The organism is Verrucomicrobiia bacterium (genome assembly GCA_036405135.1).
In the GTDB taxonomy this organism is placed as follows: Bacteria; Verrucomicrobiota; Verrucomicrobiia; order Limisphaerales; family JAEYXS01; genus JAEYXS01.
This window is the reverse complement of record DASWYF010000041.1, coordinates 14,957-27,376: the sequence shown is the minus strand read 5'-3', so window position 1 is coordinate 27,376 and position 12,420 is coordinate 14,957. Positions and strand designations below refer to the sequence as shown.

Here is a 12,420-nt window from a genome sequence, read left to right as displayed (position 1 = left end):
TAGAGCGTTTTAAATAAAGTTATAGCCGTTCTGCGGGAAGTTTGGCAGAGTTGGGGGATGAAACGGCCCATTTCGCTGGATTTACGGCAACGGATTCTGGTTTCTTATGATCAGGACGAAGGGACCCGCGAGGAAATCGCCCACCGTTATCGGGTTTCATTGGGCATGGTCAAGAAGCTCCTCCAGCAACGCCGCCAGACCGGGGACATCGCCTGTCAGTATCACCGCTGTGGTCGGCGGCCCGACCTTGGGATGGAACAGCGTCAAAAGTTGCGGGCGCTGGTAAACCGCAAGCCAGATCTGACGCTGGAAGAACTGCGCCAAGCCGCCCAGTTGGATTGCACCATCCAAGCCATCCACTACGCTCTGGCGGCCATGGGGCTGACATATAAAAAAAGACGCTCCGCGCCAGTGAACAAGACCGTCCGGATATCCGCCGAGCCCGCCGCAACTGGCGCCGCCAACAGCCGTCGTGGGATCCGGCGCGGCTGATCTTCCTCGACGAATCCAGTGCCAAAACCAATCTGACCCGCTTGCGCGGGCGGGCGGCGCGCGGCCAGCGAGTCCATGGGAGTGCCCCACATGGGCACTGGCACAATACGACCGTAATCGGTGCCCTGCGCCTGGATGGGACGACCGCCTGCTTGGCGCTTGAAGGCGCTACGGATACCGAAGTGTTCACCACCTATGTGACGCAGGTCCTGCGGCCCCTGCTTAAACCCGGCGACGTGGTGGTCATGGACAATTTGGCGGCCCACAAAAGTGCCCCCATTCTGGCTCTGCTCCGGCAGGCTGGCGCAGAACCGCTGTTCCTACCGGCGTACTCGCCCGACTTCAACCCCATTGAAAAGATGTGGAGCAAGATCAAGCAGATCCTCCGCAGCTTGGAAGCCCGCACCCAACCTGCACTGCTGGCAGCCATCGGCCAAGCCTTGGCAGCCGTGACCCCACAAGATGCGCTCAATTGGTTCGCCTCTTGTGGCTATAACTTTATTTAAAATGCTCTAGAGCGGTTCAAGTAATACTGTCATCGTGTGGAGCGAAGATTTTTGGTTGTGGCAAGGCCTTGGCGAAGGAGCAGATTCCATAAGCCCCTGTGACTGATCCGAAACGAAGCCACAACCCAAAAGACCGCTTACTTGTCTCTCCATTCACACGACTACAGATTTTTTTACCGCTCTAAACAAAAAAACGGAGCGGACTCTCGTCCGCTCCGTTCTGCTTGTCTGCGGTCAATTCCCGCAAACTGGCTGAATTAGTAATCCATGCCGCCGCCCATGCCGTGGTGATCACCACCACCGGCCGGAGCTGGCTTCTTGTCTTCCGGAATCTCAGTGATCAGGCATTCCGTGGTCAGCAAGAGCGCCGCGATGGACGAGGCGTTCTGCAGCGCGGTGCGGGTCACCTTCTTAGGATCGACCACGCCAGCCTTCAACAGGTCAACGTATTCGCCCGTGGCGACGTTGTAACCGTCCGCGCCTTTGCGCTTCTTGACTTCTTGCACCACGATGGAGCCTTCGACACCGGCGTTCAGCGACAGGGCGCGGAGAGGGGCCTCAACGGCGCGCTTCACGATGTCCACACCGATCTGCTCGTCGCCTTGCAGCTTCAGTGCTTCGATGGCCGGCAAGCAACGCAGCAATGCCACGCCACCGCCAGGAACGATGCCTTCTTCCACAGCCGCGCGGGTCGCGTGCAACGCGTCTTCCACACGGGCCTTCTTTTCCTTCATCTCGGTTTCCGTAGCGGCACCGACATTGATGACGGCCACACCACCGGCGAGCTTCGCCAGGCGCTCCTGGAGCTTCTCGCGGTCGTAGTCGGACGTCGTCTCTTCAATCTGGCGGCGGATCTGGTTCACGCGGCCCTGGATCTCAGAGTTCTTGCCGGAACCTTCCACGATGGTCGTGTTTTCCTTGTCCACCACGATGGACTTCGCACGGCCGAGGTCGGTCAGTTCGAGGGATTCGAGCTTGATGCCAAGGTCTTCCGTGATGCACTTGCCGCCCGTGAGGATGGCGATGTCTTCCAGCATGGCCTTGCGGCGGTCGCCGAAGCCAGGAGCCTTCACAGCGCAGATGTTCAACGTGCCACGCAGCTTGTTCACCACGAGCGTCGCGAGGGCTTCGCCTTCGACTTCTTCGCAGATGATCAGGAGGGGCTTGCCCGTCTTGGCCGTCTTCTCGAGGATCGGGAGGAGGTCCTTCAGGCTGCTGATCTTCTTCTCGTAATTCAGGATGTAAGCGTCATCGAGCTTGCACTCCATGGACTCCGCGTTCGTCACGAAGTACGGAGAAAGGTAGCCCTTGTCGAACTGCATACCTTCCACGACGTCGAGGGTCGTCTCGATGGACTTCGCCTCTTCGACCGTGATCGTGCCGTCCTTGCCCACCTTGTCCATCGCGTCAGCGATGATCTCGCCGATCGTGGTATCCCAGTTGGCGGAAACGGTCGCGACTTGCTTGATCTCTTCCTTGTCCTTGACCTTCTTGGCGATCTTGGCGAGTTGCTCGATCGCTGCGTCCACGGCCTTCTGGATGCCGCGTTGCAGGCTGATCGGGGAGGCACCGGCCGTCACGTTCTTCAGACCTTCGCGATAGATCGCTTCGGCCAGAACGGTCGCCGTCGTCGTGCCGTCACCAGCGGCGTCGCTGGTCTTGCTGGCCACTTCACGGACCATCTGGGCGCCCATGTTCTCGTAGGCGTCTTCCAGTTCGATCTCCTTCGCGACGGTCACGCCGTCTTTGGTGATCGTCGGAGAACCGTATTTCTTGTCGAGGACCACATTACGGCCCTTCGGTCCGAGCGTCGCGCTCACGGCGCGAGCGAGCTTCGAAACACCCTTCAGCAAAGACTGACGGGCTGCTTCATCAAACAAAAGTTGCTTGGCTGCCATAGTATTTAAATTCTAGTTAGATATTGGGGTTAAAAATTAGTCGATCACCGCGAGGATGTCGTCGACGTTCATGAGCTTGTACTCCTTGCCGTCGAGCTTGATCTCCGTGCCGCCATACTTGCTGACGAGCACGCGGTCACCCTTCTTCACTTCGAAAGCGACCTTCTTGCCGCTCTCATCGGTCCGGCCGGTGCCGAGCGCCACGATGATGCCTTCAGACGGTTTTTCCTTGGCGGTATCAGGAATGATGATGCCGCCCTTTTTGGTTTCCTTCTCTTCAACCTGTTCGATCAGAACACGGTCACCGAGCGGTTTGACGTTGATTGCCATACGTTCGTTTATGCTGTTTATGTGTTGTGTTTGGATTACTACTGAATCAAATCCTTCGGCTTCTGCCGATAGGAAAATTTATTTATCTTTCTTCTCGTCCACCACTTCGGCGTCGATGATCGGACCTTCGTCCTTCTTCTTGTCCTGGTCACCTGCATCGGCACCCGGATTCGGACCGCCCGTGCTGGTGGAGGTGTTGCCCGCTTGCTGGGCTTGCGGACCAGCGTTCTTGTAAAGCTCGCCCACCGTTTCCATCAATTTGTCGCTCGCGGCCTTGATGGCAGCGGAGTCCGTGCCCTTGAGCGCGTCCTTGAGCGCCGTCACTGCGGCTTCAATCTTCGCTTTCTCAGCGGCTGGCACCTTGTCACCCATCTCGCGCAGAGTCTTCTCCGTGCGATAGACGGTGTTATCTGCCTCATTGCGCGTCTCGACTTCTTCCTTGCGCTTCTTGTCCTCGTCCGCGTGAGTCTCGGCATCGCGGCGCATCTTCTCGATCTCATCCTTCGAGAGACCGCTGCTCGCCGTGATCGTGATCTTCTGTTCCTTGCCCGTGCCCAAATCCTTCGCACTCACGTGCAAGATGCCGTTCGCATCGATGTCAAAGGTCACCTCGATCTGAGGCATGCCGCGCGGAGCCGGCGGGATCTCGCTCAGATGGAATTTGCCGATCGGCTTGTTGTCCCGGGCGAACTGGCGCTCACCCTGCAACACATGAATCTCCACGCTCGGCTGATTGTCCGAGGCCGTTGAAAACACTTCCGATTTGCGCGTCGGGATCGTCGTATTGCGCTCGATGAGGCGCGTGAACACGCCACCCAATGTCTCGATACCGAAGGAAAGCGGCGTGACGTCCAAGAGGAGCACGTCCTTGACTTCACCCTTCAAGACACCGCCTTGGATCGCTGCACCCACGGCCACCACTTCATCCGGGTTCACACCCTGATGCGGAGCCTTGGTCACCAGCGTGCGTGCCGTCTCAACCACACGCGGCATGCGCGTCATACCACCCACGAGCACCAACTCATCGATCTTGTCCGACGTGATACCAGCGTCCTTCAAGCAGTTCTTCGTCGGCGTGATTGTGCGCTCGAAGAGGCTGTCGCAGATCTGCTCCATCTTGGCGCGCGTCAGCTTTTGGCTGATGTGCTTCGGGCCAGTCGCATCCGCCGTCACGAACGGCAGGCTGATGTCATACTGCTGTGTGCTGGAGAGTGCGATCTTCGCCTTCTCCGCCTCTTCCTTGATACGCTGCAACGCATCCGGCTGTTTGCGCAGGTCGATGCCATTGTCGCGCTTAAACTCGTCCAGGATCCAGTCCATGATCTGGTTGTCCCAGTCGTCACCGCCCAGGTGCGTGTCACCGTTCGTGGCCTTCACCTCGAACACGCCGTCACCGATTTCCAGCACGGAGATATCGAACGTACCACCACCGAGGTCATACACCGCGATCTTCTCATCCTTCTTCTTGTCCAGACCGTAAGCGAGCGAGGCCGCCGTCGGTTCGTTGATGATACGCAACACTTCGAGGCCCGCGATACGACCGGCGTCTTTCGTCGCCTGACGTTGCGAGTCATTGAAGTAAGCAGGCACCGTGATCACTGCTTGCGAGATCGTCTCACCCAAGCGCGTTTCCGCATCAGCCTTCAACTTCGCGAGGATCATCGCGGAGATTTCCGGCGGGCTGAACTGCTTCGCCTTGCCTTCGACTTCCACTTCCACACAAGCATCGCCATTCGGACCAGCGACCACCTTGTAAGGCACGCGCTTCAGCTCTTCTTGGACCTCATTGAACTTGCGGCCCATGAAACGCTTCACGGAGTAGATCGTGTTACGAGGATTCGTCACGGCCTGACGCTTCGCCGCATCACCCACCAGACGCTCCCCGTTCTTCGCAAACGCCACCACGGAAGGCGTCGTGCGTTTACCCTCAGAGTTTTCCAGAACGACCGGCTCACCACCCTCCATCACGGACATACAGGAGTTCGTCGTGCCCAAGTCGATACCTAATACTTTTGCCATAATACCTTTCAGTTAAGAAATCTGTAATTTTATAAGCAGACGGGGTGCCAGCCTTTGAAATAAATCCCTAAACACCTGAAAACAAACATGTTAAACAAATAAAACCTCCGGAAACTGATTTCATCTTCTCGAAAAGTGAGACAAAATGTCCCACTTACCCAAAGCGTGTCACACCTGATGTGCGCCACCCTGTCACACCAATGTGCTACCGGAATTTTCATCCCTGGTCTCGCGTTCATTACATCCCCTGGTAATTGAGTTTGGCCCCGCCTGCGCAGTCGGCAGTCCAATCCATCTCCATCAATCTTCCTGCATCCACTTCTACTTTAACTCCCCTGCATCCTACCAACCCACGTATGACATCCGCTGTCATACGCAGAAAAATCAGAAAAAAAAATTCCCCAAGGTATTATCCTCCCTCTCTTCTCTATTTGCACGCCTCGTTCGACGGATTTCCAGCTTCTCCAGCCACCAAACTATCCTGATTCAATATCGCTCACCACCCGGTCGAACTCTTCTTTCGCCAACTTCGCCTCCTCAATGAAATACCGGAGTGATCCCGAATCGCTCCAGCAATAATCCAGCTCAGAATTGAACGACAGCAACAACCTCCACTTCTTGCTTACATTGACGGGCTCGCCCTTGATCACCGTGCGCTTTTCCCTCATCCCCGCCAGAGCTGCGTCTATCTCTTTTGCCGACATACCACCCTTGGCACTTTGTGTTTGAGAGGTGTGATAGTTCAACAAATTCATCACATTCACCAGCACTAGTGACACCTCGGAGCCTCCGAGCCGGTCCCCAATCCTCTCCAGCTCTTTCATCGACCACTCCACAGTCTCTAAAACGTTCTTACCACGTTGGCTGGCCTCGAACAATCGATTGGAAATGGGCACGGACAACCTGCTGCGCGTGTGCTCCAACCAATCTTCATACTCCTGATTGAAATAGCCACCATTCTTCTCCTTCATTTTCCGGGCTTCGTCTCGCTCCTCCTTCTTCAGCCGTTCCTCTTCATTCTCATCAGCAAGATTCCCCACCTGTGCCTGCTTCGCTCTCAACTCCTTGGACCATTCGAAAAGATAATTGAGACGCTTCTCATCCTGCGCATTTTCCATGACGTAGAAAGCCGTGTCCCATGTCTTAAAAGCTTCAATCATCGGTCCCAGCTCCAGCGCCGCTCCTTGCGCCATCTTTTTGATGGTTTCAGCCTGATATTCCGCCAGCACCTTGCACGCCGTGCTCAGCTTGCCCGACCAGCTCTTACCTTCCTTTTTGGCCCGTTGCTTCCAGTCCGCCTCCAAAACCATGAGCTCATCCACCAAGGATTTCAAACGGTTACCCAGCTTAGGACACGCAAACGTGTGAGCAGTAGGTGGTGGAATTTCTTGGACCTGCTTGCGCTTCTCCAACAATTTTTCTTCGGTAAGCGACACATCGGATCTTCCAGACGCATGGTATTTCGCCACTCCAAAAGCACGTCGGCAGGAAGACTCCTCTTCAAAATACGCGTGACCTAACAATTGCCCTATGGCTTTCTCCGGCATCAATTCATCCATCGCATCTTTTACTTCCTCATCCCAATCTGCGCTTGGATCATAAGCATACGACCACGCTGGAACCAAATGACATGCTACCGATTCCGACACCTTTCCATCATCCGGCCCACACCGCATATCCACCGTCAGATATTTGCTACCCTTGGGCGGTCCTTTGAGCTCGCCCAATGATTTCGCCACCACAATAGTCTGCAACCGATCATCCTCCGGCTCATGAAAGAAAAGCAGCCACCCCACATCAGGCACTTCATCCAGCAGACTGTGCGCTACTGTGGTATTGATGCGACCAACATAGGTTAACAACTCTCCATCTCGCGACGGCCAATCCATCCCCACTGGTAAAGGCGCCTTCCCGCCCATCACACATGGCGCATCAACGGCCTTCAACTTCCGATCCGGCACCAACGCCAGACATTTCGCCAATCGGGATAAAACGTCCTTGGGCAACTTCGGTAACTTCGGCCATTCAGTTTTATTCGCCATAAGCCTCTCCCTAATGTGCTGCCGGATTCCAGCCGGCAGTCCCTACCTTTGGCGGACACCTCCGCCACTAACTTTCTCCACTCTCGATGTTGGGCGTTCGATGTTCGATGTTTCCCTATTCCTTCTTTAGAAATCCTTCCAGCTTCCCCGCCAGTTCCTCCGGTATCCGCATCGGCTTATCCTCCGTGCTCGTGCAAGCATGGATTGTCGTCCCCTCCACCAGCAGCTTACCCTCCGCATTCAGCACTCGATACGCAAACATCACCTTCACCGAACGTATCTCTGCGACCCACAACTCAATCTTCAGCACATCGTCATATCTTGCCGCCGCGCGATACTTCAACTGCACATCCAGCACCGGAAAAATGACGCCCTGCTCTTCCAGTTGCAGAAACGTGATCCCCAACGAACGAAAGAACTCCCCGCGCGCCTCCTCCAATAAATCCAAGAACCGTCCATAATACACATGATTCCTCACCGTACAATCCGAGTACGTCACCCGATGCGTATGCGTAAAAACCTGCTGACTCATAAACAAGTTTCAGACCAATCAAGAAGCCAAGACCGCAGCCTCAAACACTCTGACTCGTAAATCGTAAATCCAAAATCGTATTTACGCCTTCAGTCCCAGCCCCAGCTCCGTCTTGCAATACTTGATGCTCCGCTCCAGTTCCGCCTTCTGGTAATCAGCCTGTGCCTGGCCGGAACCCTTGAACGATTCCGCCGGCTTGCCCTTCCGCGCCAGCGCGGTGAACCGTGCGAACTCATACGGACGCACCTTCGGAAACACCTTCCAGAAATCCGCCTTCAGATAATCATGCTGCTTCGCGTATTCCGAGATGATCTCCAGCGTCACTGGTACATTCGGGCACAATTCCACCCAGCGCTTCAGATACGCTTTCATGTCCACCACGCCTTCACCCACCGCCGCCCATTTTGCATTAGCCCCGTTCGGCGTCTCCCACACGATGGAATCGCGGATGCCTGCACACGCCGCGTACGGCGCGAGGATTTCCAGGTTCACATGCGGATCTTCCAGCGTCCACGTCGCATTGCCCGGATCAATCGTCGCACCCACGTAATCCTTGCCCGCCTCTTCGATCAACGCCTGCAACTCCCACGCCTGCATGTCGCCCGCGTGATTCTCGATCGCGATCTTGATGCCATTATCCTGCGCATAGCTCTTCACCGCCTTGCACGTAGCCACGGTGTCTTTCATGCGCGCCTCAATGCCGCCTTCGGAAGCCCGGTCACGCGCATTCCCGAGATAACACCGCGCCACCTTCGAGCCCAGAGTCTTCGCAATCTTGATCGTCAGTTTGAGATGTTCCTCTGCCGTGCCCCACTTCTTCACCTGACCATAAGAATTGGACGTGGGACAAATGCTTCCCGTGCCGCCTTGGATTTCGATGCCCAAGTCATCCGCCTTCTTCTTCAAATCCTTGAGATACGCCTCCGTATGATTCTCGTAAACGTCGAGGTCCGAGAAGAGAACGACATCCACCTTCTGCGCCGCTGCGTAATCGAGGACTTGGCCCGCTTTCCAGTTGGAATTACGGATGGAGAAATTATCGAAGCCCAGCTTCACCTTCGTCGTTTTCGTTTGTTGAGCGGAAACGAGCGAAGGCGTCGCTACTGCAGCAGCAGTGACTACCAAAGCTGTGGATTTGATGAAATCGCGGCGCGAGCTAGTGGAATCTGTATGGGCGTTCATGGGCTGGCCATGACTTAAACCGAATCAGCCCTTCGCCGCCAGATGTTTTTCCACCGCATCCGCCATCGCACTCACACTCGTCAAAATCTGCTTCGCCGCCGCCTGATCCGGGATCTTGAGACCGAAATTCTTGTCCAGCGCGACCACCAGTTGCAGCGCATCCACGGAATCCAGGCCGAGGCTGTCCGGACCAAAGAGCGGTTGGTCATCCCCGATCTCCTCTGCCGTCACCTGAAGCATCAGGTTTTCCACCATCACCTTTTTGATCCGCTGTTTGATCTCTGCGTTCGTTTGCATTCAATTAATCCCCACGGTTTCCACCGCCAACAGAAGCCACATTCGTCCCAAAATCAACTTACAAATTGCCGTTCTTAATCAGCCTCACTCTCGTGGTCATCCTCGTTGCTGCCCTTTTAAACGTCTCTCCAAGGCTCTCACTCATCATCATAAACATGAAAACATCCCCGATTTATAAACTTTTTGCAAAATGCCCGCCGACTGATAGGTTCCCGATACGAAGCAACGGCAACATGAGCGAGACTTTGACGATGCAAAAGCATCAACTACACGACAAACAGAACGAACCCGACCACCGTGAACTGCGTATCGACAAGGTAGGCGTTCGTGGGCTGCGCTTTCCCATCATCATCCGAGACAAGGCGCACAGCACCCAGAACACCATTGCCACCATCGGCATGTATGTGGATCTGCCGAAAGAGTTCAAGGGCACCCACATGAGCCGCTTTGTCGAGGTGCTGAACGCACACGGCAACATCGTCCACGTGGAGAACATCACGGACATCTTGAAGGCCATGCAGGCTAAGCTCCACGCGCAGACCGCGCATCTGGAGATGGAGTTTCCTTTCTTCCTCACGAAAAAAGCGCCCGTCTCTGGCTTGCCCAGCGTGATGGATTACACCGCCCGCTTTGACGCCGCTGCGTGTGGAAAAGATGTCGTCCTGGTGCTCACTGTCATGATTCCCGTGACCACCCTCTGCCCCTGCTCCAAGGCGATTTCCAAATACGGTGCACACAACCAACGCGGCACGGTGACCGTACAGATCAAGAGTGATAAAATCATCTGGATCGAAGACGTCATCGCTCTCGTCGAAAGCTCCGCGAGCAGCGAGCTCTACTCCTTGCTCAAGCGTCAGGATGAAAAAGCCGTCACCGAACGCGCCTACGAAAACCCTGTCTTCGTAGAAGACCTCGTGCGCAATGTCGTGACCAAGCTGAACGGAAACAAAGACATCACGTGGTATAAAGTGGAAGCCGAGAACTACGAGAGCATCCACAACCACAACGCCTACGCCTGCATCGAAAAGGGCTGAGCGTGGCTGTCGCAGCTGAATGAATCACTCACTCCAGCACCGAATTCACAGCGCTTTCTTCTTCGGCAGCACCACGACGGAGAACCAGTAATTCGTGAACTCGTTGATGACCCGCTGGAACTGGATAAAATCCACAGGTTTCACGATGTAGGAGCTGCATCGCAGCTTATACATCTTCAGGATGTCCTGCTCATCTGCTGATGTCGTCAGAATGACTACTGGCAGGTGGTTCAGTTTCGGATCATTCGCAATCTGCTCCAGCACCTCATATCCGTTCATCACCGGCATGTTCAGATCCAGCAAGATCACATCCGGCGTGGCGGCATTGACATATTTGCCCTGTTTGCGCAAGTAGGCCATGCACTCGACACCGTTCTCCACATGATGGAGGTGTACCGCGACTTTCGAGCGTTTCAATCCCTCGCGCGTAAGCAACACATCGTCTTCATTGTCTTCCACCAGCAGAATCTCCGCCAGACGCGCGTTTTTCAGTTCATCACTCATAAATTTTCCCCTTCGGATTTCGGGATGGTAAAATGAAAACTGCTCCCCTTGCCGGGCTCAGATTCAACCCAGATCCTGCCACCATGGCGCAGCACAACACGCCGGCAAATCGAAAGCCCGATGCCCGTGCCGGGAATCGCCTTCTGAGTGTGCAGCCGCTGAAACACATCAAATATCCGCTGAAAATGTTCCGAAGCGATACCAATGCCGTTGTCTTTCACGGTCACTTGCCACTCTATCCCCTGATCGGCTCCGGAAACAGTGACCTGCGGCTGCACCTCCCCCTTGTACTTGATGGCATTGCCGATGAGATTTTGCAGGAGTTGGACCATCTGTGGGCGGTCTGCCAGGACTTCCGGCAGTTCTTCCCGATTCACCCTGGCGTTCGACTCCCGGATAGAATCCGCCAGCACATCCACCGCCTCAGCAAACACCTCATTCAGACTCAACCGGGTAAAACGATGCACCCGGGTCTCTACGCGTGAATACGCCATGATATCACGGATGAGCGTCTGCATGCGCTGTGTGCCCAACACCGTCCGGCGGATCCATTCCACCGCCTGCTCATCCAGCTTGTCACCATACTCCTGCTGCAAGAGCTGCACAAAACCGCTGATGCTGCGTAAAGGTGTCTGAAGATCGTGTGACACGACATAGGCAAAGTGTTGCAACTCCAGATTACTTTTCTCCAACGCGTCCGCCTGATGAGTCAGCCGGGCATTGGCGTTCTTGATCTCCTCAGCGGCTGCCTTCTGTGCAGTCACATCACGGATGGCTGCCGAGACGAGTCTTCCCTCGTCCGTTTCCATCACGTTCAAGCTGATCTCAACCGGAAATTCTTCCCCACTCTTTTTTAGTCCGAACAACTCCTTACCGCTACCCATCGGCCGCGCATGTGGTGCCTCGTGATACTTGTGCCGGTAATCTGGATGATGACCACGATAACGCTGCGGGATAAGCGTCTCCACGGGCAGACCAATCAACTCTTTCCGAACGTAGCCGAAGAGCTTTTCCGTCTGCGCATTCACTAGAATGATCTTCCCATGCTTGTCCGTGATGACGACCGCATCAGGGGCCGACTCAACCAGACTTCGAAACCGCTCCTGCTCCTTTTCCAGTTGCCTGTTGGCTGTCTCCAGCACCGCAACCCGATCTGCATACTCTGCCTGCAGATTCATCAGCGGCGTCAGATCACGGTCTACCCCCATCAAACGAATCGCTTTACCGTTCTCATTTCGGATCACCACCCCACGACTATGCTTCCAGACTGTAGAACCATTGGCATGGCGGTAACGTATGATGCGATCTAAATTGAATCCCGTATCGTTCGTCGCCTGCATCAGAGCATTCAACACTGCCTCCCGCTCGTCAGGCTGGACCCAATCCTCCCAATTTGAAATCGATAGACCATCTGCTGCTTCAACCCCTATGCAACGCCAAAAATGGGAGCTAAACCATTTGCGTCCAGGAACTTCCAAATCCCAACACCATACCCCGTCCAGTGCGCCCCCTTCTAGAAGATTTAAAGCTGAGCTGTCGTTGGCCATCCAACGTGCCAGCTCATGCTTAAGATATTGAACATCC

Annotated in this window: 12 protein-coding genes; 3 read left to right on the top strand and 9 right to left on the bottom strand. The window is 55.1% G+C overall.

Annotation, left to right across the window (positions count from 1 at the left end; genetic code table 11):
* Positions 1–57 precede the first annotated feature (57 nt).
* Together VGH19_20210 and VGH19_20205 are read left to right on the top strand one after the other, a co-directional pair.
* On the top strand, positions 58–492 hold the full coding sequence (locus VGH19_20210; GenBank protein ID HEY1173700.1) for an IS630 transposase-related protein: 435 nt from the start codon (positions 58–60) through the stop codon (positions 490–492).
* On the top strand, positions 432–998 hold the full coding sequence (locus VGH19_20205) for an IS630 family transposase (protein HEY1173699.1): 567 nt from the start codon (positions 432–434) through the stop codon (positions 996–998). The genes VGH19_20210 and VGH19_20205 overlap by 61 nt, the downstream gene beginning before the upstream one ends.
* A gap of 257 nt (positions 999–1,255) precedes the next feature.
* On the opposite strand, the gene groL is transcribed toward VGH19_20205, so the two are convergent.
* The 7 genes from groL to VGH19_20170 form a co-directional block, all read right to left on the bottom strand.
* Complete coding sequence (gene groL / locus VGH19_20200; protein HEY1173698.1) at positions 1,256–2,896, bottom strand: chaperonin GroEL; 1,641 nt, start codon at positions 2,894–2,896, stop codon at positions 1,256–1,258.
* A 36-nt stretch (positions 2,897–2,932) separates the two neighbouring features.
* The gene (gene groES, locus VGH19_20195; GenBank protein ID HEY1173697.1) at positions 2,933–3,226 is read right to left on the bottom strand and encodes a co-chaperone GroES; all 294 of its coding nucleotides are present in this window, start codon (positions 3,224–3,226) and stop codon (positions 2,933–2,935) included.
* Between the two features lie 78 nt (positions 3,227–3,304).
* Positions 3,305–5,245: a molecular chaperone DnaK gene (gene dnaK / locus VGH19_20190; protein HEY1173696.1), complete on the bottom strand. Its 1,941-nt coding sequence runs from the start codon at positions 5,243–5,245 to the stop codon at positions 3,305–3,307.
* A gap of 476 nt (positions 5,246–5,721) precedes the next feature.
* Positions 5,722–7,287 carry a DUF1963 domain-containing protein gene (locus VGH19_20185; protein ID HEY1173695.1) on the bottom strand — a complete coding sequence of 522 codons (1,566 nt, stop codon included), beginning with the start codon at positions 7,285–7,287 and terminating at the stop codon, positions 5,722–5,724.
* Between the two features lie 115 nt (positions 7,288–7,402).
* The gene (locus VGH19_20180) at positions 7,403–7,819 is read right to left on the bottom strand and encodes a thioesterase family protein (GenBank protein ID HEY1173694.1); all 417 of its coding nucleotides are present in this window, start codon (positions 7,817–7,819) and stop codon (positions 7,403–7,405) included.
* A gap of 81 nt (positions 7,820–7,900) precedes the next feature.
* A complete protein-coding gene (locus VGH19_20175; GenBank protein HEY1173693.1) occupies positions 7,901–9,001 on the bottom strand; it encodes a sugar phosphate isomerase/epimerase in 1,101 nt (366 codons plus the stop codon).
* 24 nt (positions 9,002–9,025) lie between these two features.
* The gene (locus VGH19_20170) at positions 9,026–9,298 is read right to left on the bottom strand and encodes a phosphopantetheine-binding protein (protein HEY1173692.1); all 273 of its coding nucleotides are present in this window, start codon (positions 9,296–9,298) and stop codon (positions 9,026–9,028) included.
* Positions 9,299–9,531: 233 nt separating this feature from the next.
* On the opposite strand from VGH19_20170, the gene folE2 reads away from it, so the two are divergent.
* Positions 9,532–10,332: a GTP cyclohydrolase FolE2 gene (gene folE2 / locus VGH19_20165; GenBank protein HEY1173691.1), complete on the top strand. Its 801-nt coding sequence runs from the start codon at positions 9,532–9,534 to the stop codon at positions 10,330–10,332.
* A gap of 45 nt (positions 10,333–10,377) precedes the next feature.
* Here folE2 and VGH19_20160 read toward each other — a convergent pair whose 3' ends face one another.
* Entirely contained in the window at positions 10,378–10,836 is a 459-nt protein-coding gene (locus tag VGH19_20160; GenBank protein ID HEY1173690.1) for a response regulator, read from the bottom strand.
* Positions 10,833–12,383 carry a PAS domain S-box protein gene (locus VGH19_20155; GenBank protein HEY1173689.1) on the bottom strand — a complete coding sequence of 517 codons (1,551 nt, stop codon included), beginning with the start codon at positions 12,381–12,383 and terminating at the stop codon, positions 10,833–10,835. The genes VGH19_20160 and VGH19_20155 overlap by 4 nt, the downstream gene beginning before the upstream one ends.
* Between the last annotated feature and the right edge of the window lie 37 nt (positions 12,384–12,420).